Origin of the sequence: Pedobacter endophyticus, from assembly GCF_015679185.1 — a bacterium.
In the GTDB taxonomy this organism is placed as follows: domain Bacteria; phylum Bacteroidota; class Bacteroidia; order Sphingobacteriales; family Sphingobacteriaceae; genus Pedobacter; species Pedobacter endophyticus.
The window spans coordinates 66,532-87,137 of sequence record NZ_CP064939.1; the positions used below are offsets into that span (position 1 = coordinate 66,532).

The following is a 20,606-nucleotide window of genomic DNA, read 5'->3' on the forward strand; positions in this document are numbered from 1 at the left end:
AGAAAATGCCAAACAAATTAGCAAATAATTATAGTTAGTCCAAACCGAGAAGGAAACGTGTGGTAGCTCCATATTACGGCTGATATAGCCCCAGTTTTGAGATAAATTTAAAATCTTTTATGTTATAGGTGAAAGTTGAAGCTCCGTTTGTATAGCAGTTGCGGCAATCACCGCGTCAGCAAGCGCAAGCCCACGGCTAAGCCTGTAAGTGTGAACCAAATTATAGCCCTTAAATTTATAGCGAGAATTGAAGTTTAGATTTTGGTCGTACATTCCTAACATACTTACAATCTCAACTAAAAGCTAATCTACTCTGCCTCTACATTTTCTTCATACATCTCATTGATGGCTTCAGCGTATTTCTTCTCAACTACACGACGCTTCACTTTCAAGGTAGGCGTAATCTCACCTTCGTTGATATTGAATGGATTTCGTTTAATTTTAAAGTTCTTAATGCGCTCAAACTTCGCTAGCTCATTAGATATCTTTTTAATGTCCTGCTCCATCCAGTCGGTAATTTCCTTATCGCGGATAAAGGGGTCATGCTCTTCAAAAAAGGCGGCCTTAAGCTTAAAGGTTTCTTCCAGTGTTTCTTTGTTGGGGATAATAATCGCCGTGATAAATTCACGTTTATCGCCGATCAAAAACAACTGATCTATTTTCGGGCTTTTTAAATAAATGTTCTCTACAGGCGTAGGATAAACGTTTTTACCATACGCATTTACGATCATATTTTTCAACCGGTCGGTAATTTGCAGATTTCCCTTGTAAAAGCGTCCAATATCTCCCGTATGAAACCACATGTCTTTATCAATTGCCTCAGCAGTTTCGGCGGGCTTGTTAAAGTAGCCTTTCATTACACAGTGGCCACGAACAATAATTTCACCCTCCGCACATTCAAAGTCCTCATCAAAGGTGTTATGCGTTTGAATGTTGATCATTTCTTTTGTATCTACATCTTGAATACCCACTTCAATGCCGGGAATTATACGGCCAACCGTTCCATAAACCTGCCTGTGGTATTCTGTTACGGACATTACGGGCGACGTTTCTGTGAGGCCAAATCCCTCGAGTATTTTAATGCCGAGGTCGCCAAAGAATTCACCGACGTTTTTGGGTAGCGCAGCTCCGCCCGAAATCATAAACTTTAATCTGCCACCAGTTTTCTCTTTGATTTTGCTAAACACCAACTTCTCTGCAATTGCCTTTTTAGCGGTTAAAATCAGGCCCGGGTTTTCTCCCGATTCCCGAGCAACACGATATTTATTTCCGGTAGTTAAAGCCCATGTAAAAATTTTGGCTTTTGCTCCGCCACCGGCAGTTCCAGATTTTATGGCCTTATCGTGTATGCGCTCTAGTAATCGTGGCACGCAACTCATCACGGTTGGACGCACTTCGCCCATGTTTTTTGCCAATAACTCTAAACTTTGGGCAAAAGCAATTTTACAACCCTGGGCACAGCATACATGGTAGGTTGCGGTACGCTCAAACACATGCGAGAGCGGTAAAAACGACAAAAAAGTTTCTGTTTGGTCAATCACCGGAATTTGCTGCAGGCACACTTCAACATTTTTAACAAAATTATAGTGGGTAAGCATCACACCCTTCGGCGTTCCGGTAGTTCCAGAGGTATAAATCAGCGACGAAACATCGTCAGGCAACACCAAACTTCTGCATTGATCAATTTCGGCTCGTTCGGCTGCCGTAACCTGATGTTTCAAGGCCAGGATATCAGAAAATGCAATCAGCTCCACATTTACATCGGCGGGTACGGCTACTTTCTCAAAATCTTTAAAGGCCGGAATAATATATTTTAATTCTCTGCAACTTGCGGCTACCTTTAGTACTTTTCTGTAGAGGAAATTATTTCCAACCAATATGGCCTTTATGCCGGAATCGTTGATTATGTAAGAAACTTCGTGTTCGGAAAGGGTAGGGTATATTGAAACATTAATTGCACCAATTTGCTGTATGCCCTGATCATAGTAAACATACTCGGGCGAATTCTCTATCATTAACCCTAAACGATCGCCTTTTTTTATTCCTTTTTCTAAGAAGAAAGCAGAAACTGCATCTGCCCGTTTTAAGGTGTCTTCGTACGAGATTTCAGCCCACTCGGAGCCTTGTTTATCAATTAAAAACGTTTCCTCAGGCTTATGAATGTTCTTTACAACATTCCTTAATAGTGTGGGAATAGTAGAAAATTCGTTAATTAATGGCATTTGCTCTATTTGGTATTGATTATAATTAACAATTATAAGTCTTTTTGGTTTAAAAACGCAAAAGGCCCCGAATTTTTCGGGGCCTTTAAACTTAATTTTTATTGATGTTAAACTGAAAAACTTTCTCCACAACCGCAGGTACGGCTTGCATTAGGGTTTACAAAGTTAAAACCTTTACCGTTTAAGCCATCTGTAAAGTCTAGCTCTGTGCCGGCTAAATAAAGAAACGATTTCATGTCTAAAGCGATTTTAATCCCTTTATCTTCGAAAAACTGATCGCCAACTTTTTCTTCGTTATCGAAATCGAGGTTGTAAGATAACCCAGAGCAACCTCCACCTTTTACCGAAACACGTAAAAAGTAATCAGCACCCATTTCAGAATCCTGCATCAGGTGATCAATTTTGTCTTTTGCTTTATCAGTTATTGTAATCATAATAATTAGATTTGAGATTTGAGAAATCAGATTTGAGACGTTTATGAGAACCATTATGATCTCACCTCTCATATCTATGTTCTCACATCTATTTTAATGGTGCGATTTTTCTAACACAATTGCTTCTAAGCCATTTTTAACGCGGTAATCGTTAATAGCCGATTTAATTGCATCTTCTGCCAACACCGAGCAGTGAATTTTTACCGGTGGCAAAGCCAATTCTTCAACAATATCCATATTGTCGATAGATAACGCCTCGTCAATCGTTTTTCCTTTTAACCATTCCGTAGCTAACGAAGATGATGCAATTGCAGATCCGCAACCAAATGTTTTAAATTTAGCGTCGGTAATTACGTTATCTTCGCTAACTTCAATCTGTAAGCGCATTACGTCGCCACACTCTGGTGCACCAACTAATCCTGTGCCAACAAATTTACTGTCTTTGTTCAATGTGCCCACGTTGCGTGGGTTATTGTAATGGTCAATTACTTTTTCTGAATATGCCATGTCTTATGTTTTTTTAGCCCCACCCCAACCCTCCCCGGTAGGGAGGGAGTAGTAAAACAATGTAATTAATATTTCTGCTCTTGGTAATTAGCGCTGGGTTTTACCCTCCACCTTAAACCTTAAAGCCTTTTGCCTTATTTAGTGTTCAGCCCACTCAATTTTACTCAAGTCGATACCTTCTTTAAACATTTCCCAAAGTGGAGAAAGTTCTCTTAAGTGATTAACCGCTTTTTGTGTAATTTCAATTGCGTGATCAATATCTTCTTCAGTGGTAAATCTTCCGAGGCCATAACGAATTGACGAATGTGCCAAATCATCAGATAAGCCCAGGCTTTTTAATACGTACGACGGCTCTAAAGAAGCCGATGTACACGCCGAACCGGAAGAAACAGCCAAATCGCTCATTGCCATCATTAAACCTTCACCCTCAACATATTTAAACGAAATGTTTGCCACGTGCGGTAAACGATGTTGTGTATTACCATTAACATAGCTTTCTTCCATTTGGTTTAGCGTCGACTCTAAACGATCGCGAAGGGCAGATAAACGTTGTGCTTCGCTATCCATTTCCAAGCGGCAAAGCTCGCAGGCTTTACCCAAGCCAACAATACCCGGAACGTTTAATGTACCAGAACGCATTCCACGTTCGTGGCCACCGCCATCCATTTGAGAAGTTACTTTAACGCGTGGGTTTTTTCTGCGCACATAAAGTGCACCAACGCCTTTTGGGCCATACATTTTATGTGCCGAAAAGGCCATCAAATCAATTCCATCAGCATTTACATCAACCGGGATTTTACCCACGGCCTGCGTAGCATCTGTCATAAATAAAGCACCATGTCTGTGTGCAATAGCAGAAATTTCTTTTACAGGCTGAATAACACCAATTTCGTTGTTGCCATACATAATAGAAACCAAAATGGTTTCAGGAGTCATCGCTGCTTCTAATTCTGCTAGGTCGATTAATCCATCTTCTTTAACGCCTAAATAGGTAACGCGTGCGCCATTTTTCTCGAGGTGCTTGCAAGTATCTAAAACGGCTTTATGTTCAGTAACCGCAGTAATAATGTGGTTACCTTTTTCTTTGTACATTTCGAATACCCCTTTAATGGCCAGGTTATCGGCCTCAGTTGCACCCGAAGTAAAAATAATTTCTTTTTCAGTACAGCCGATCAATTTGGCCACTTGCTCACGAGCATAATCCACACCCTCTTCTGCAACCCAACCAAAAGCATGGTTACGACTTGCGGCATTTCCAAATTTCTCGGTAAAGTACGGTAGCATCGCTTCCAACACCCTAGGGTCGAGAGGTGTTGTTGCGTTATTGTCTAAATATATCGGCTGTTTCATCTTATTCTGTTAATTATATCACAAAGATACAAAAAAAGTTTCCTAACAATTATAGATATTGCCTATGAGGTTATAAAGAAAAGCTGCATTTTTACATTCAACAAACCGTTTAAACGATGAATAAGATAGAACATGTTGGTATTGCCGTAAAAAACCTCGGTAAGTCGGTTCCGCTGTACGAACTTTTGTTAAACGCCTCGTGTTATAAAACCGAAATTGTGGCCTCAGAACAAGTGAACACGGCATTTTTTAAAACGGGCGAAAATAAAATTGAGCTCTTGGAGGCAACATCTGATGACAGTTCAATTGCCAGGTTTTTGGAGCGAAAAGGTGAGGGGATTCATCACATTGCTTTCGCCGTAGATAACATTTTAGAGGAAATGGAACGCTTGAAAGCCAACGGATTTACGTTGCTGAACGACACGCCCAAAAAAGGTGCCGATAACAAGATGGTTTGCTTCGTTCACCCGAAAGATGCCAATGGCGTTTTGATAGAGCTTTGTCAGGAAATTAAGTGGGTTTAAGGCGAGTCCGAAGTCGTGAGTCCGCAAGTCTGGAGTTTTAGTGCAAAAGCTAAAATGCTGAAGCTGAAAAGCCAAAGAATAAAGAATAAAGCGAAAAGCATAGCCGTCTCATCATTGCGGGCTACGGAGCAATCTTTTGGGCTAAAGCCCCTGCTTAAATATAAGGCTCCGTCGGTTTAAAACGACGGCAAATGGCATACTAAACCGGCAGCAAGAATAGCTAGTCCAATCCTTGAGGTTATTTGTATCTCATTGCCGTTCGGCTTCAGCCAACGGCACAAAGCAAGAGGTTATTCAATTAAATTCTCATTGCCGCTCGGCTTCAGCCAACGGCGAATGTTTAGTTAGATCATAATAATAATTAAAAGATAAGATTTTGGTATTTAATGGGCTGTTCTTCCATCTTTTTAAAGCAAACATCCCCTGAATTAAATATTTATTGAAAGTGTTGATTGTTTTAAAATAAATTAATACATTTGCATCCTCTAAAACTAGAGATAGAAAAGACAAATAGAAAGTGTCATAAGCGTTGTTGCCAGCAAATTGCAAAAATGTTCTTGATGTTTTCACACAGATAACTAAAAATAATATTCAAATGAAAAAAGATTTGCACCCATCAAGCTACAGACCAGTTGTTTTTAAAGATATGTCTAACGAATATGCTTTTTTAACAAAATCTTGCGTTGATACTAAAGAAACTATTAAATGGGAAGATGGTAATGAGTACCCTCTTTATAAATTGGAGATTTCTCATACTTCACACCCTTTTTATACTGGTAAAATGAAATTGGTTGATACTGCAGGTCGTATCGATAAATTTAAAAACCGTTACGCTAAGAAATAATCAAGCGTTAAGAACTTTTTTAAAGTCCCTTTGCCCAAAGCATCGGGACTTTTTTTATTTTTGTTGCTTATGACAATCAATCTATTTGATGATTCTAGCTGGAATTCCCTTCGTCCGCTTACCTTTACACGGCCAGTTGGCGATTTGCGTGTTGGCATTTTAACCATAGCAGAAAAATGGGCCAGGCATTTAAATGCCGAATTTGGCTTCAAAACTCAAGAGCATCTTTTAAAAAAATATCCCGAAAAAACCGCGGCAACCGTTTTTATTAACGGATCGGTTTGCCCCGACGAAGCGCTGTTGGAGGCGATTGATAAACTAAAACAGGATGAAGTACTGGTTACCGATACCTTGCTTTTGGCTCATAAGTACGATACTACGCCCGATAAGTTGCTTTACGGCGATTTTAAAAAAATAATTTATACACAGGCGTTTACTCGAATTACTTATCCCGAAGATATTTTTACACATAATGGGACGGAAATAAAAAGAGATTTTGCCCTCATAACCAAGGGAAGAAGCTCGGCAAGCTTAAGTTCTACTAACACTTTTTTGGGCGATAACATCTTCATAGAAGAAGGGGCGACTGCAGATTGTGCCATTTTTAATAGCAAACAAGGGCCAATTTACTTAGGCAAGAACAGCCAGGTTTGGGAGGGCAGCATCATCAGGGGAAGCTTTGCCTTGTGCGAAGACTCCTCGGTTAAAATGGGGGCCAAAATTTATCCCAATACCACTATCGGGCCATGCAGTAGGGTAGGTGGCGAAATTAACAATGCCGTAATTTGGGGTTACTCATCAAAAGGACACGAAGGTTACCTGGGGAATTCGGTAATCGGACAATGGTGCAACATTGGCGCTGATAGCAATAACTCTAACTTAAAAAATAATTACGGCGAAGTAAAGTTGTGGGAGTATAAACAACAAAGTTTTAGGAAAACAGGACTGCAATTTTGTGGGTTGATTATGGCCGATCATGCTAAATGCGCAATTAATACAATGTTTAATACGGGTACCGTTGCGGGCGTTAGTGCCAATATTTTTGGTGCCGGCTTTCCGCGAAACTTTATCCCCGATTTTGCCTGGGGTGGTGTACATGGTTTTGAAGTATACAGTTTGGCCAAAATGTTCGAAACCGCCGAAAAGGTTTACGCCAGACGGGATTTACCGTTCGATGATGTTGAAAAGGAACTGCTTACCAGCGTTTTCGAATTGACCCGGGAGTTTAGGAGATTCTAGAAAAGGCCGAAAGTCTGAGGTTCGAAAGTTGGAAGATAAAGAGGCATAAAGCGTGTTCTAAGAGAATGAATTAATGAATAAGGCATTAGCAATGTCTTGATACTGAATACTCGATACTTAATACTATAAACTAATAAAATATGAGAAAAAAAATTGTTGCCGGAAACTGGAAAATGAACCTGGATTACAACGAAGGTGTTTCGTTGTTCAGTGAGATTGTAAATATGGTTAAAGATGAGCGCAAAGGCGATCAATTGGCTATTATCTGCGCCCCTTTCATTCATTTAAATAGTTTGGCAAAATTGGGCGGAAACGATGTTAAAATCGGCGCTCAAAATATTCATGATAAAGAAAACGGTGCTTATACGGGCGAAGTTTCTGCAAAAATGGTGAAATCTGTTGGTGTAGAATATGTAATCTTAGGCCATTCTGAGCGCAGACAATACCAAGCCGAAAGCGACGAATTATTAGCTGCAAAAACCAAAATGGCTTTGGCCAACGATTTAAAACCTATTTTTTGTATTGGCGAAACGCTGGATGAACGTAACAACGGTAGCTATTATGAGGTGTTGAAAAAGCAGTTGATCAACGGTATTTTTAGCTTAACTGAAGAAGATTTCAGAAAGGTTGTTATTGCTTATGAGCCGGTTTGGGCAATTGGTACCGGTTTAACTGCTTCTCCTGATCAGGCGCAAGATATTCATGCATTCATCCGGAGTGAAATTGAGGCTAATTATGGTTTCAATGTTGCTGATGATACGACTATTTTATATGGCGGAAGTTGCAATCCGGGCAATGCAGCGAGCTTGTTTGCACAAAAGGATATAGACGGCGGTTTAATTGGAGGTGCATCGTTAAAATCTCGCGATTTTACTGATATTATTAAGGCATTAAATAGCTAGTTTATATCGATCGTAGATTTTATCTCGTTTGTCACCTTGAGCGTAGTCGAAAGGTCGTTAAAGTGGGCTTCGACTCCGCTCAGCCTGACATCGATCTTCTGATTTTTGGTGAGAAATACATAATCCAATCATTGAATTGAATAAACGCTACTAAATTTATACGAAAAGGAATAATGCAATACACAAGGGCAATATTTAAATTCGAGCATATTGAAGATTATCAGCAAGATCTACTGATCAGTGATCTTGCTGATTTGGGCTTTGATACATTTGAAGATAGCGAAAAAGGTTTTACCGCTTTCGTAATTAAAGAAAATTTAGACGAACAGCGGTTAAAAGAACTGCTGGCCAGCCATGAAGATGAATTTGCAACAACCTATCATTTGGAAGATGTTGCCGATGAAAACTGGAACGCCGAATGGGAAAAGAATTTCAGTCCGTTGGTTATTGATGATGTTTGCTACGTTAGGGCTACCTTTCATCAGCCACAGCCATCATATCCGTACGAAATTGTGATCGACCCGAAAATGGCTTTCGGTACAGGGCACCATCAAACAACAACGATGATGATGCAATATATTCTGGCTGCGGATTTAAAAGACAAAGATGTTTTGGATATGGGCTGCGGAACGGCAATTTTAGCTATTCTTGCTTCAAAGTTGGGCGCCAAGAGTTTAACGGCTATCGATTACGACGAGGTTTGTTATGAAAGTACCATTGAAAACGCCGCATTGAACAATGTAGATAATCTGGAAGCACTTTGCGGCAGTAAGGAAGTCATTCCCGACAGCAAATACGATGTAATTTTCGCCAACATTAACAGGAACATTCTGCTCGATCAGATTCACCGCTATGCGGAGGTTTTAAAAACTGATGGCAAAATCTTTTTTAGTGGATTTTATTTAGAGCCGGATTTGGCCATGATTACCGCCGAATGTGCTAAATATAACATCAAATACCTCGATAATAAACAAAATGGCGATTGGGTTGCGGCACAGTTTGAGAAAAAATAATGAAAGAGTCGTGAATGAGTGAGTTGTATGCAACGCTATTCTTTCATCAAACATTTTATCATTTAATAATTTTCTCATCCAAACATTCTCTCACTCAACAATTCACTCATTAAAATAAATGCGAATACATTTTATAGCGATTGGCGGAAGTGCCATGCACAACTTAGCCATTGCGTTACATAAAAAAGGCTATCAGGTTACAGGATCGGACGACGTGATTTTCGAGCCCGCAAAATCCCGGTTAGCTAAATACGGCTTGCTTCCGAACGAAATGGGATGGGATGAAGGCCGCATTTCTGGCGATATTGATGCGATCATTTTAGGGATGCATGCGAGGATCGACAATCCAGAACTGCTGAAAGCTCAGGAATTGGGCATCAGAATCTATTCTTATCCAGAGTACATTTACGAACAAAGCAAAAGCAAGCTCAGGGTTGTAATAGGAGGCAGTCATGGTAAAACTACCATTACCAGCATGATTTTGCATGTGCTGAACTTTTACAAACGTGATTTCGATTACCTTGTGGGTGCGCAGTTAGCAGGCTTCGAAACTATGGTGAGGGTTACAGAAGAGGCGCCTGTAATCATTATCGAAGGCGATGAGTACTTATCGTCGCCGATTGACAGGAGACCTAAATTTCATCTTTACAAGGCCAACGTTGCTGTAATAAGTGGCATTGCCTGGGATCATATCAACGTGTTTCCTACCTATGCAGATTATATTGCTCAATTTGATAAGTTTATCCACACGATTGAAGCGGGTGGAACCTTGATTTACTGCGAGGCAGACCGTGACTTAACGGAAATTGTAGATGGTTCGACTGCGGAAGTTAAAAAGATCGGCTATGAAATTCCGGAGCATACTATCGAAAACGGAATTACCTATTTACTCCCCGAAAAAACGCCTTTGAAAATCTTTGGCGATCATAATCTGATGAACCTGAATGCGGCAAAATTGGTTTGCGGGCAATTGGGTATCGATCAAAAGGACTTTGATAGCGCTATTGCTTCTTTTACGGGTGCTGCCAAACGTTTGGAGGTAATTTCTGCCAACGAATCGACAAATGTTTATAAGGATTTTGCGCACTCACCCTCTAAATTAAAGGCAACAATTGATGCGGTTAAAGCACAGTTTGTTAACCGAAAGTTGGTGGCTTGCATCGAATTGCACACGTTTAGTAGCTTGAACAAAGATTTCTTAAAAGAATATACTGGCGCAATGGATAAGGCCGACGAGGCGATTGTTTTCATTGATTTAAAAAGCTTTGAACAAAAACGTATGGAGCCATTCTCCGAAGAAGATGTTCAGTTGGCTTTTGCCAATCCGAAGCTTAAGTTTTTTAACCAGGCAGAGCAATTAAAAGCCTATCTACTGAGTTTAAATTATAAAGATACCAATTTGTTGATGATGAGTTCAGGTAATTATGCTGGTTTTGATTTGCCTCAATTGGCTGCGGCATTAGAAAAATAGATGTGAGACAGGAGATTAGAGACGTGAGATATGAGAAACGGCTTGTTCTCAAATTCTCATGTCTAACATCTCAAATCCCAAAAAAATGAAAAGCATAGGCGATCGTATAAAGCAGAGTAGGATAGGGCTCGGTTTGAGTCAGGCCGATGCTGCAAAAATGCTGCAAATTTCTACTCCGGCATTCTGTAAAATCGAAACCGGACAAACAGATTTAAATGTTTCTCGTTTATTGCAAATTGCAAAAACCTTCAAGGTTCCGGTAATGCAGCTGTTATCTGCCGAAGAGGTAGAAGCTAGCGCTGCTGATGACGTTTTAGCTTTGAAGAAAGCGCTGATCGAAAAAGATGAAGAGATCAATAAACTCCGCAAAAAGGTTATTGATCTTTACGATAAGTTGGGCATGTAGAAATGAGCCTATTCGTAAACGCGGGTTCGTCGCTTCGTCGCTTAGAGATTCTTCGCTGCGCTCAGAATGACAACAAAACCGAATGACGAATAGCCGATTAAAAGATCTTCCTCATGGTTAAGTGCTTTTTGCCAAAAGTAGCGCCTGTAGCTTTATGTATCGCTAGCATTTGTTCGTTAAAATCGCCAACCCAGCTTAATTCCAGTTCTTTATATTGATTTTTCGGTAAAACATATTCGCCCAACCTAATAAATAGCACGGATTCGAGACCGTGTTTCTGAAATTTTGGTTTTGTGCCCATTACAATGGCCCGCATACGGGTTACGCCAACCCAGCGGCGATAAGCAAACTTAAGTTTTTCCAGCAATCCAAGTTTTCCGTCAAAACCCTTAATCATTTGGTTGGCGTCAGGAATTAGCACTACAAACGATGCCGGTTCGCCATTAAAGTAAGCAAATTGAATTAAGTGCTCGTCCATAATTGGCTCCATACTCTTAAAGCTCGCTTCTAATGTTTCCTTTTTAATAGGCACAAAGTTTTCAAAGTCTTGCCAACCATCGTTGTAAATTTCCATCAAATCGTCGATGTACTTTTCTGCATTTGCCTTGTTAAAATACTCAAATGTATAACCCGGTTTATTGCGTACCCAGTTGGCAATTTTGGTAAAGCGCTCAGGAAAGGGAATGGTTAAGTTGATGTGATTGGTAAGCTGCTCATACTCGGTTGTGAAGCCGTAGGCATCGAAAAACTTTTTGTAGTACGGAAAATTATAGTTCATCCCGAACGATGGCGGCGTAAAACCCTCAACCAATAATCCCCAAAAAGAATCGTTCTCTCCAAAGTTAATGGGCCCGTCCATCGCTTTCATGCCGTTTTCAGCCAGCCAAGCCTTAGCTGTATCGAACAGCAAAAATGCCGATTTTTCATCGTCAATGCATTCAAAAAAACCCATGCCGCCAGTTGGCTGCTCGTAATTGTATGCCTTTTTCTCATTTATAAAGGCAGCAACGCGACCAATAAGCTTTCCCGAACCGTCTTTCAAAATCCATCTCGTACACTTCCCGTGCTTAAAGAAGTCGTTTTTTGCCGGCTCGAACACATTTTCTACTTCCGTATCTAACGGGCAAATCCAATTTTTATCGTTTTTGTACAGGTGTTTTGGAACCGTTAAAAAATCTTTTTTTAGTGAAGCACTAGTTACGGGTATAATTTGCATGGATAGGTTTTAAATTAAAAAGCATCCTACCAAGCGGAGGGATGCTTTTTCAAATATATTTTTTAGTGATTAAAAATCGTCGTCGTCATCGTCAAAGTTTTCAAAATTGTCCAGGTCGTCTAACGGCATGTCAAAATCATCTTCATCCTCATCTTGGGGCTTCTTTGTGGGTTGAATGTCGTCATCTTCAAAATCATCATCTTCGTCTACCTGTTTTTTGGTAGTTGGCTTAGTAGGGAGTTTCTTTGGCGCTTTCATAAGACAAAAATAAAAATTGCTTTGATAGTTTAAAAGTACAAAAAAACTTTTTTTAATAACAACCTGAAAGCAAATTAAATAATTATTCTAGTCATTGTTTTCGCCGACTGTATTTTCTTCCCTGGCAATATCTTTCAACTGTGGAAGTTGATTTAGGTTGTTTAAACCAAAATAATCCATAAAAAGCGTGCTGGTGCTGTAAAGAATCGGGCGCCCAGGTGTTTCGGCTTTTCCATCTATGCTGATGAGTTCTTTCTCGAGCAACCGCTGTACGGAGTAATCGGAATTGACACCTCTGATTTGCTCAATCTCAAGCTTGGTTATCGGCTGGCGATAGGCAATAATAGCGAGGGTTTCCATAGCGGCCTGGCTCAACTTCTTTTTAGATCGATGCAGCTGCAGTTGATTTACGGTTTCATGGTAATCTTTCTTGGTTAAAAACTGATAGCCGTTATTTAAGTATACCAATTCGAGCGCAAAATTTTCGTCGTTATATTTAGCTTTTATTTCGTCGAGGCTTTCAAAAACCTGTGTCTCGATAAACTCCTCTTCAAATACGGCATTTAGTGCCAAGATAATTTCCTGCACGCTTATACTTTGAACAGATGAAAATATTAGCGCTTCAATATGTTGGGTAAGGTTTGGCTGCGGCATTTACAAAAATAAAATTTCTGGGCATAAAAAAAGCGGTCTCGCTTTTTAAAAAACAAGACCGCTTTCAACACACAAATGAAACCTGAATTAAGATATAGCTTTAGGTTAGGTTATTAAATATCTATATCAATTCTATAAGAACGTTTTTGATAAACACTATCGTTTATTTCTAAGACAAGTTTAAGGCTAAACGGGCTGCGATGCGAGTTCTATTTAGTGAGTGGTATTAATAATTGAGTAAACGGTAAAAAAGCTATCTTAACGGTATAGAAATAGATACGGTTGTACCGCTTGTGGCATTTTGCTGTACACTTAAGTGTATGGGTTTTGCTCCAATTTGGCCCAGTAGGTTTAACCTTTCCTTAGTGAGTTGCATTCCCTTACTGATATGCGTGTCCTTTTTATCTTTCAACGAGTTTTCAATCCCGATGCCGTCATCAATAATTTCGATGTTCAGGTAAAATTCACCCTGCAATTTAATGCCAATCTGGATTTCACCACCAGTTTCTTTTGGCATAATGCCGTGCCAAATTGCATTTTCTACATAGGGCTGCAATAGCATAGATGGGATCATGGTTTCTTCTCTATCAATGCCCTCATCGATATGGAAAACGTACTTTAGCTTGTCTCCGAACCGATTTTTCTCTAGTTTTAAATACAGGTTGAGGTATTCGATTTCTTCCTCTAATGAGATGTAGCTTTTTGTACAAATCTCGAGATTCTTTCTAATCAACCGTGCAAAACCCGTTAGCACCCGGTTAGCGGAAGCGGTGTTTTGCGTGTTGATGTAATGCTGGATAGAGTTCATTACGTTGAACACAAAATGAGGGTTCATCATGGCCTGCAGCGCTTGTTGCTCGAGCATTAAAACCTTGTTTTTAACCAATAGCTGAGCTTGTTCTTTATCTTTTTGCTTGCGGGTAATGTTTACGGCAACCTTGTAAAAAATATAGGCCACCAGCAATATTAAAATGGATAAAAACCACAGGCTTTGCCAGAAATGCTTTTTAATAACGAATGAGATTTTTGCCGATGGTCCCCAAATTCCATTCTGGCTTTTGGCACTCACTTCAAACACGTAATCGCCGGCTTGCAGCGACGAAAAATCGAGCCGGCGGGTTCTCGTTTCCAGCCATGCCAAATTTTCGTTTAAGCGGTAGCGGTAAGTAATGTCGCTGGTGGTAAAATCCACAGCACTAAAAGTGAAAAGAATGGTATTGTTGCCTGTTTCGAAGGTGAAATTGCTTCTATTGATCGGCAGCCGCTCGTTATCTTTTATAATTGAAGTAACATATACTTTAGGCAAATTCCGGCTGATATTTTTGTTATTGTACTTGAACAAAATAAGCCCCTTATTGGTGGCAAAGTAAGCGGTGCTATCATCAATAAACAAACTGTTGATATCATCGCCTAGCAAATCTTTACCATAATCGAAATTGGCTACGCTTAAATCCTTTGGATAATCGGGAATCTTGTTCACACCCTTGTTCGTCAGCACCCAAATTTCGCTGTTTTTTAAAAAAAGCTTGGTGCAAATGTTATTTGTGAGGCCGTCTTTTTGGGTAATTTGCCTAACAATTTTATTGTCCTTATAAAAAATCAATCCATAACCGTCAGTCGCCAGAATTAAGGTGCCGTCGGCCAGCTGCTGTATATCGTTAATGCGCTTAGTTAGCAAGGGATGTTTTTCGAAATGTTTGATCAGTTTTCCATTGCGGAGCTGAGAAAGCCCGTAGATGTTTGAAAACCACAAATCGCCCGAACGATCGTAAAAAACATGGTAGGAGCGATCTTTAAAAAAGTCTTCTTTCTCGCGGTATTTGAGCGAATTAAATCCGAAATTGTCTAATCTATCAGAAAGAAAAACTACGCCAGATGAGAGGGCAAGCGCCAGGTTGTTGTTGTTTTGGCCGAGGCTGAAATGCTTGATTACGAACATGAAATCGTTCGACTCTTTTAAATATTCTACCTCATTTGTCGATTTGTAGATGTTTTTGAATACGCCCATCCCATAATCAGATGAAAAGTATATCGACTGGTTTTTTGGGTCGAAAGTGATCTGCTTAACGGTTTTGTACTTTTTAAAATCGTCGAGCCCAACCTCCTCAACTTCATAATTGTTAATCGTCAACACATCAATAACAGCGTCATCTGTACCGAGCCACAGTCGGTTTTTTCCATCTTTGGTAATGCTTTTAATGACATTGCTGCTGAGGCCCGATTCGGCATCAATAATAGACAGCCGGTTGTTCACATTCGGGAGCATAAAAATTCCAACGTTTGTGGCAAACCACATATTTTGTCGATTGTCTTTAATTACCTGATTAACGGAGATGTCTTGTAAATATTGAACCGTTTTTCCACTTTTGTTCAACGCAAAGGCACCGTTGGCATTGGCCAGCCAAACCTCTTTCGTTGTTGTGTCGTAATAGAAATAGCCCGACATATTCTTGATCAAATTTGGCGGTACGGATATCAAATCCTGAATGTTTCCGTTTTTAAACCGTTTTAAGCCGCCATTATCAAGGTATATCATCGACTTATCGACATGGTTATCTGCTGCCATAAAAGAAACCGGCTGAACCTTTGATTTGATGATGGAAAACGTTTTTCCGTCGAATTTTTGAACACTTAAATCGCTGTAGGCATAAATGTTGCCTTGTTCATCTTCGTGAATAAAGGCATTAATAAATTTGTCGTTCGGATTTGGTGATACATATTTTCTAATTGTGCGGCCATCCCATGATACGATTAGATTGGAGTTAGTTCCGAGCCAAATTCTCCCTGATTTATCCATCAGAAACGAAACAATAACGGTATTGAAACTTAGTTTTTTTAAAAGCTCGCTATTCTCCTGATTATAAAATTTACCGTCTTGCAGATAGCTCAACTGACCATTTAAAGCAAAAAACCAGATTCTGCCTGCTCTGTCTTCTTTCATGCGAAGAATCTGGGTGTCGGGCAGGCCGTCTTCGATGGTAAAATTCTGGAAATTTGTTCCGTCGAACCTGCTTATTCCGTTATCAGTAGAAATCCAGATAAACCCCTTTCTATCTTGTAAAATATAATAGCAGTTATTGCTTGCCAAGCCGTTTTTAGATGTGTAGTGGGGTAGGTACGTGGTTTGCGCAGTGGCCAATCGGGGGCTGACAAAAAGTGTTATTGCCGAAATAAAGAGGAAAAGAATCTTCTTTATGCCCGCTTCGAGTAAGCATTTTTCGATTAATCTTTTCGGGTTAGTGATCACCTGCCTTTGTAAATAACTTTATCTTCTCAAAAAAATCACTTGCTCTTCTTCGCGAGATATTGATGCTTTCGCCGTTCTTCAGGAAAACCTGAAGGCCATTTTTTGAGTTATACTCTTTCAAATGATTCAAATTAATGATGCTCGACTTATGAATCCTTACAAACTGATCTGTAGGGAGCAATTCTTCAAATTCTCTGAGCACTTTTGAAACAGTAATCTTTTCTTTATTGCTAAAGTGTACAACAGAATAGTTACTATCGGCCTCAATATAGATAATGTCATCAACATCGACCATTTTAAAGCCCTGTCCGTAGGGAAGTGTGAGTTTTTTAATCTCCGATCTTCCGCTCAAACTGCTTGCAAGGTTATTAATCCTTTCATCGATTTCATTCTGATTTTGGAAAAGCTTAATGTGTTGGGCTACTTTTTCAACGGCGGTTTTTAATTCATCAATATCAATGGGCTTTAACAGATAATCTAATGCATTCGCCTTAATGGCCTTTAAGGCATACTGATCGTAAGCGGTTGTAAAAATAACGGCGGCTTTGTGTTTTTGTGCATCGGGTATTAAATCGAAACCATTACCGCCGGGCATGGCTATGTCCAGAAAAATCAGATCGATGGGGTGATGGCTTAGTATATCTCTTGCTTCGGCTACAGATCGTGCTATGCCGGTAATTTCTACTTCGGGGCAGTTCTGCTGCAGCAAAAAAAACAAGGAAGATCTGGCAAACTCCTCATCATCAACAATAATGGCTTTTAATACATTCATGGCAATAGGTTGGTGAATGTATTAAAATAGCCCCATAAAAAAAAATGCAATGCAAAAAAACCGTTATCGAAATTGTCACGTATGTATCATCAAACGAATACTAAAACACTAAACATAGTTACTATGAAAAACAATGAACTAGAAACAAAAAGTAAACTTCAAGACGAAAGTTTATTAAACAGCACTGTGGGCAGGAGATCATTTCTGCAGTATGCCGGTGCAAGTGCAGCAGCTCTGGCCTTGGTTGCCGCAGGTTGTAGAAAAGACCGCAACTTTACAGACATGGATATGTCGGCAGGCGCAACGCTTGATTTTAAAGATGATTTCGGTGTGTTGAATTATGCGTACGCGTTGGAACAATTGGAAGCTGCGTTTTACGTAAAAGTTGCCTCTGCACCACCATCGTCTTTTACTACGGCTCAGAAAGCTTATTTTCAGGATATTCAATTCCACGAAATTGCGCACAGAGAGTTCTTTAAAAACGCATTGAGCACAGCGGCTATTGGAAGTTTAGAGGTTGATTTTTCTTCGATTGATTTTACCAGTGGAAGTAGCGTTTTAGCAGCAGCGATGGCTTTTGAAGATTTAGGTGTTGCAGCATATAACGGTGCAGGTGTACGCATTAAAACAACTGATTACCTGGTTTTAGCAGGCAAAATTGTTTCGGTTGAGGCACGCCATGCTGCTTATATCAGAGATATTATTTCTAACGGATCATTCGCAGATTTAAATTCACTTGCCCCGCTTGGTGCAAATAATGCCGGTGGTTTGGATGCAGCACTTACTCCTGATAAAGTTTTAGGCATCGCTGGAAAATACATCAAAACTAAAATTAACGTAATTAACCTTTAATCTTTAAAACTCAACAATCATGAATATCCTAAATATATTAGACGAAATAGAAAAAGTTGATGGTGAGATCTATGAAAGATTAAACCCGAGACGTAAGGCCATGAGAGATTTTTACAATATTGGTAAAAAAATCTCGTTGGCAGCATTGCCATTAGCGATGGGCTCAATGTTCCAAAAAGCATACGGACAAAGCAATCCAAGTTCGGTAACTGATGTTTTGAACTTCGCATTGGCATTAGAATACCTGGAGTGGAACTATTATAATCATGCATTAACACTTGCCAATGCTACTTATATTCCTGATGGTGCGCCTAGAGCTGCAATTACAACCATCCGTAACCACGAACGTGCGCACGTAGATTTGCTAAAAGGTGCTTTAAATATTACTGGTGCTGATGGTTACGTGTATGCTGACTTTGATTTTACAGCAAATGGCGGATTCGGCGATGTTAATACAAACTATCAAACATTTTTAAAAGTTGCTTTAGCTTTTGAAGATACTGGTGTTAGGGCTTATAAAGGTCAGGCGCCAATTTTAAAAGGTAACGCAGTGTTAACAACGGCATTGCAAATTCACTCGGTTGAGGCTCGCCATGCTTCACACATTCGTCAGATGGTTGCTGCCAACGTTACAGGCGCAGGATCGTTAAAACCGTGGATTGCTTATACAGCAAATGGAAACGATACTGGTGTTAGCGCTGTTGATGCGGTTTATGCAGGTGAACAAACTACAACCCAAGGACCGAATAATATCCAAATTACAGGAATTAACGGAACAGCGGTAACGCAAACTGCAGCTGCAGAATCGTTTGATGAATTTTTGACCGGATCGGCCGTTAAAACTATTGCCAACTTGTTTATCAAAGCTGGTAAGAAGTTAACATAAAAAATTACCCGAATTAGTGATTAGGTAATGTTTAGTTTAAGGTAGGGAGGTAGAACTTAGTTCTGCTTCCCTTTTTTTGTGGCAGGATGTTCAGGATTGAAGGATTTTGAGGATCGAGTGGCATAAAAACACCAGTCAATTTCAATTTGCTGTCATCCTGAGGGTTAATTTTTGGGCTAAATTCAATATGAGTGACGTTTATTATTCTTGCCGTCTTTCCCGCGCAGGCGGTCCCGTACGTACGGGATTAATGCTAAGTTAAGACCGCCTTTCTTTCGCTTTAGGATTCCCAATTAAATTGGGAATGACGACCGTTCAGAGTTGGTGTTTCATTATTTGGCTAGCATATAGGTTAAGTATATGTATCAGTTAAATAAAAAGAAACGTCAGTGGTAGTCCAACGCGTGTCCCGATGCTTCGGGGAAGAATTCCCAGGCTATGCAATATTAGCTTCAACAAAGCACAGGCCCCGTTGTTAGCATCGAATTTTACTTTTAAGGCAAAAAAAAAGCCCCCGCGTATAACGGAAGCTTGTTTGTTTAATCTAGTGCGGCACATTCACTCATTGAATCATTCACTCATTGAATCACTCACTCATTCAATTTAATAAGTAATTACCTGCTCTTCTAAATGTTCTGGCAGGTCTCTGTAGTTATACTTTTGTCCGCGAAGCTGCGGTTCAAATCCTGCGGCCCTTATCGATTGTTGAATGCCATTGGCGGTAAAACGATGTGGTGCGCCTGCGGCAGAAACTACGTTTTCTTCGATCATTATCGAACCGAAATCATTAGCACCTGCATGCAGACAAATCTGGGCGGTGGTTTTTCCAACGGTTAGCCAGCTTGCCTGAATATTTTTAATATTTGGTAACATAATCCTGCTCAGCGCAATCATTCTGATATATTCATCGGCGGTTACATTGTTACTGATGCCGCGAAGCCTCTTCAGCAGTGTTCCGTCATCTTGAAACGGCCACGGAATAAAGGCCAAAAATCCGTTTGCTCCTTCGGGCTTTTCGCTTTGTACCTCACGGATCCAAACCAAATGCTCAAAACGTTCTTCAATGGTTTCAACATGGCCGAACATCATGGTTGCCGAAGTGGTAATATCCAATTGATGACATGCCCGCATAACATCGAGCCATTCTTTGCCACCACACTTTCCCTTAGAAATTAATCGGCGAACGCGATCGTTTAAAATTTCGGCACCGGCGCCGGGCAAAGAGTCCATTCCGGCGGCTTTTAACGTGCTCAGCACTTCTGTGTGGCTAATGCCCTCTAACTTCGCTACGTGGGCAATTTCTGGCGGACCAAGCGCATGCAGTTTTAAATCGGGATAAAGCTCTTTAAGTTTCCTGAATAAATCGGCATAGAAAGCCAGGCCCAAATCGGGATGGTGGCCGCCTTGCAGCAGTAACTGATCGCCCCCTAAGCGAAACGTTTCCTCAATTTTAACCTTATAAGTTTCAATATCGGTAATGTAACTTTCATCGTGGCCGGGGCGACGGAAGAAATTGCAGAATTTACAGTTGGCGATACATACATTGGTGGTATTTACGTTCCTGTCGATTTGCCAGGTCACTTTACCACTCGGAACCTGAATTTTCCTCAACTCGTTGGCAACAAACATCAGCGATGCTGTATCGGCATGATGATATAAATGCACCCCTTCTTCGAGGCTTAAAAAGTCGAAGTGTAAGGCCCGTTGTAGTAAATCGGCTGTATTCATAATGCAAAGATAGGCAAAAGTCCGTCGTCTGAAAGTCAGAAAGTCCGCAGTCCGAGGTCGGAAAGTCCGAAGTCGGAAAGA

General features: G+C 40.2%; 19 protein-coding genes. 9 read left to right on the forward strand and 10 right to left on the reverse strand.

The annotated features are described in order from the left end of the window. Positions 1–308: 308 nt before the first annotated feature. The 4 genes from IZT61_RS00320 to IZT61_RS00335 all read right to left on the reverse strand — a co-directional run bounded on the left by IZT61_RS00320 (position 309) and on the right by IZT61_RS00335 (position 4,513). A complete protein-coding gene (locus IZT61_RS00320) occupies positions 309–2,222 on the reverse strand; it encodes an AMP-dependent synthetase/ligase (protein WP_196099228.1) in 1,914 nt (637 codons plus the stop codon). 107 nt (positions 2,223–2,329) lie between these two features. Further along, entirely contained in the window at positions 2,330–2,656 is a 327-nt protein-coding gene (locus IZT61_RS00325; protein WP_196099229.1) for a HesB/IscA family protein, read from the reverse strand. A 93-nt stretch (positions 2,657–2,749) separates the two neighbouring features. Then, positions 2,750–3,163: a Fe-S cluster assembly scaffold IscU gene (gene iscU / locus IZT61_RS00330; protein WP_010602054.1), complete on the reverse strand. Its 414-nt coding sequence runs from the start codon at positions 3,161–3,163 to the stop codon at positions 2,750–2,752. 138 nt (positions 3,164–3,301) lie between these two features. After that, a complete protein-coding gene (locus tag IZT61_RS00335; RefSeq protein ID WP_196099230.1) occupies positions 3,302–4,513 on the reverse strand; it encodes an IscS subfamily cysteine desulfurase in 1,212 nt (403 codons plus the stop codon). Positions 4,514–4,629: 116 nt separating this feature from the next. On the opposite strand from IZT61_RS00335, the gene mce reads away from it, so the two are divergent. The 7 genes from mce (at position 4,630) to IZT61_RS00370 (ending at position 10,912) form a co-directional block, all read left to right on the forward strand. Further along, positions 4,630–5,037, forward strand: coding sequence for a methylmalonyl-CoA epimerase (gene mce / locus IZT61_RS00340; RefSeq protein ID WP_196099231.1), 408 nt, complete (start codon positions 4,630–4,632; stop codon positions 5,035–5,037). Positions 5,038–5,632: 595 nt separating this feature from the next. Continuing rightward, complete coding sequence (locus IZT61_RS00345) at positions 5,633–5,881, forward strand: type B 50S ribosomal protein L31 (protein WP_010601831.1); 249 nt, start codon at positions 5,633–5,635, stop codon at positions 5,879–5,881. A gap of 69 nt (positions 5,882–5,950) precedes the next feature. Further along, entirely contained in the window at positions 5,951–7,120 is a 1,170-nt protein-coding gene (locus tag IZT61_RS00350; protein WP_196099232.1) for a GlmU family protein, read from the forward strand. Positions 7,121–7,260: 140 nt separating this feature from the next. Then, complete coding sequence (gene tpiA, locus IZT61_RS00355) at positions 7,261–8,022, forward strand: triose-phosphate isomerase (protein ID WP_196099233.1); 762 nt, start codon at positions 7,261–7,263, stop codon at positions 8,020–8,022. A gap of 173 nt (positions 8,023–8,195) precedes the next feature. Then, positions 8,196–9,035 carry a 50S ribosomal protein L11 methyltransferase gene (gene prmA, locus IZT61_RS00360; protein WP_196099234.1) on the forward strand — a complete coding sequence of 280 codons (840 nt, stop codon included), beginning with the start codon at positions 8,196–8,198 and terminating at the stop codon, positions 9,033–9,035. Positions 9,036–9,153: 118 nt separating this feature from the next. Continuing rightward, positions 9,154–10,506 (forward strand): UDP-N-acetylmuramate--L-alanine ligase, encoded by a 1,353-nt coding sequence (locus IZT61_RS00365; protein ID WP_196099235.1) that lies wholly within the window; start codon positions 9,154–9,156, stop codon positions 10,504–10,506. An 85-nt stretch (positions 10,507–10,591) separates the two neighbouring features. After that, positions 10,592–10,912 carry a helix-turn-helix domain-containing protein gene (locus tag IZT61_RS00370; RefSeq protein ID WP_196099236.1) on the forward strand — a complete coding sequence of 107 codons (321 nt, stop codon included), beginning with the start codon at positions 10,592–10,594 and terminating at the stop codon, positions 10,910–10,912. 97 nt (positions 10,913–11,009) lie between these two features. Here IZT61_RS00370 and IZT61_RS00375 read toward each other — a convergent pair whose 3' ends face one another. The 5 genes from IZT61_RS00375 to IZT61_RS00395 all read right to left on the reverse strand — a co-directional run bounded on the left by IZT61_RS00375 (position 11,010) and on the right by IZT61_RS00395 (position 17,059). After that, complete coding sequence (locus tag IZT61_RS00375; RefSeq protein ID WP_196099237.1) at positions 11,010–12,128, reverse strand: GNAT family N-acetyltransferase; 1,119 nt, start codon at positions 12,126–12,128, stop codon at positions 11,010–11,012. A gap of 69 nt (positions 12,129–12,197) precedes the next feature. Beyond that, positions 12,198–12,386, reverse strand: coding sequence for a hypothetical protein (locus IZT61_RS00380; protein WP_196099238.1), 189 nt, complete (start codon positions 12,384–12,386; stop codon positions 12,198–12,200). A gap of 87 nt (positions 12,387–12,473) precedes the next feature. Next, positions 12,474–13,040 carry an SMC-Scp complex subunit ScpB gene (scpB, locus tag IZT61_RS00385; protein ID WP_196099239.1) on the reverse strand — a complete coding sequence of 189 codons (567 nt, stop codon included), beginning with the start codon at positions 13,038–13,040 and terminating at the stop codon, positions 12,474–12,476. Between the two features lie 253 nt (positions 13,041–13,293). After that, a complete protein-coding gene (locus tag IZT61_RS00390) occupies positions 13,294–16,287 on the reverse strand; it encodes a sensor histidine kinase (protein WP_196099240.1) in 2,994 nt (997 codons plus the stop codon). Continuing rightward, positions 16,277–17,059 carry a LytR/AlgR family response regulator transcription factor gene (locus tag IZT61_RS00395; RefSeq protein WP_196099241.1) on the reverse strand — a complete coding sequence of 261 codons (783 nt, stop codon included), beginning with the start codon at positions 17,057–17,059 and terminating at the stop codon, positions 16,277–16,279. The genes IZT61_RS00390 and IZT61_RS00395 overlap by 11 nt, the downstream gene beginning before the upstream one ends. A gap of 123 nt (positions 17,060–17,182) precedes the next feature. On the opposite strand from IZT61_RS00395, the gene IZT61_RS00400 reads away from it, so the two are divergent. Continuing rightward, entirely contained in the window at positions 17,183–17,911 is a 729-nt protein-coding gene (locus IZT61_RS00400; protein ID WP_196099242.1) for a ferritin-like domain-containing protein, read from the forward strand. Positions 17,912–17,930: 19 nt separating this feature from the next. Further along, positions 17,931–18,797: a ferritin-like domain-containing protein gene (locus tag IZT61_RS00405; protein WP_196099243.1), complete on the forward strand. Its 867-nt coding sequence runs from the start codon at positions 17,931–17,933 to the stop codon at positions 18,795–18,797. Positions 18,798–19,400: 603 nt separating this feature from the next. On the opposite strand, the gene IZT61_RS00410 is transcribed toward IZT61_RS00405, so the two are convergent. Beyond that, on the reverse strand, positions 19,401–20,525 hold the full coding sequence (locus IZT61_RS00410; RefSeq protein WP_196099244.1) for a CofH family radical SAM protein: 1,125 nt from the start codon (positions 20,523–20,525) through the stop codon (positions 19,401–19,403). Between the last annotated feature and the right edge of the window lie 81 nt (positions 20,526–20,606).

Bases quoted from the DNA above. Each gene is read 5' to 3' on its own strand.
- IZT61_RS00320 (WP_196099228.1), bottom strand. From the start codon at position 2,222: ATGCCATTAATTAACGAATTTTCTACTATTCCCACACTATTAAGGAAT.
- IZT61_RS00325 (WP_196099229.1), bottom strand. From the start codon at position 2,656: ATGATTACAATAACTGATAAAGCAAAAGACAAAATTGATCACCTGATG.
- iscU (WP_010602054.1), bottom strand. From the start codon at position 3,163: ATGGCATATTCAGAAAAAGTAATTGACCATTACAATAACCCACGCAAC.
- IZT61_RS00335 (WP_196099230.1), bottom strand. From the start codon at position 4,513: ATGAAACAGCCGATATATTTAGACAATAACGCAACAACACCTCTCGAC.
- mce (WP_196099231.1), top strand. From the start codon at position 4,630: ATGAATAAGATAGAACATGTTGGTATTGCCGTAAAAAACCTCGGTAAG.
- IZT61_RS00345 (WP_010601831.1), top strand. From the start codon at position 5,633: ATGAAAAAAGATTTGCACCCATCAAGCTACAGACCAGTTGTTTTTAAA.
- IZT61_RS00350 (WP_196099232.1), top strand. From the start codon at position 5,951: ATGACAATCAATCTATTTGATGATTCTAGCTGGAATTCCCTTCGTCCG.
- tpiA (WP_196099233.1), top strand. From the start codon at position 7,261: ATGAGAAAAAAAATTGTTGCCGGAAACTGGAAAATGAACCTGGATTAC.
- prmA (WP_196099234.1), top strand. From the start codon at position 8,196: ATGCAATACACAAGGGCAATATTTAAATTCGAGCATATTGAAGATTAT.
- IZT61_RS00365 (WP_196099235.1), top strand. From the start codon at position 9,154: ATGCGAATACATTTTATAGCGATTGGCGGAAGTGCCATGCACAACTTA.
- IZT61_RS00370 (WP_196099236.1), top strand. From the start codon at position 10,592: ATGAAAAGCATAGGCGATCGTATAAAGCAGAGTAGGATAGGGCTCGGT.
- IZT61_RS00375 (WP_196099237.1), bottom strand. From the start codon at position 12,128: ATGCAAATTATACCCGTAACTAGTGCTTCACTAAAAAAAGATTTTTTA.
- IZT61_RS00380 (WP_196099238.1), bottom strand. From the start codon at position 12,386: ATGAAAGCGCCAAAGAAACTCCCTACTAAGCCAACTACCAAAAAACAG.
- scpB (WP_196099239.1), bottom strand. From the start codon at position 13,040: ATGCCGCAGCCAAACCTTACCCAACATATTGAAGCGCTAATATTTTCA.
- IZT61_RS00395 (WP_196099241.1), bottom strand. From the start codon at position 17,059: ATGAATGTATTAAAAGCCATTATTGTTGATGATGAGGAGTTTGCCAGA.
- IZT61_RS00400 (WP_196099242.1), top strand. From the start codon at position 17,183: ATGAAAAACAATGAACTAGAAACAAAAAGTAAACTTCAAGACGAAAGT.
- IZT61_RS00405 (WP_196099243.1), top strand. From the start codon at position 17,931: ATGAATATCCTAAATATATTAGACGAAATAGAAAAAGTTGATGGTGAG.
- IZT61_RS00410 (WP_196099244.1), bottom strand. From the start codon at position 20,525: ATGAATACAGCCGATTTACTACAACGGGCCTTACACTTCGACTTTTTA.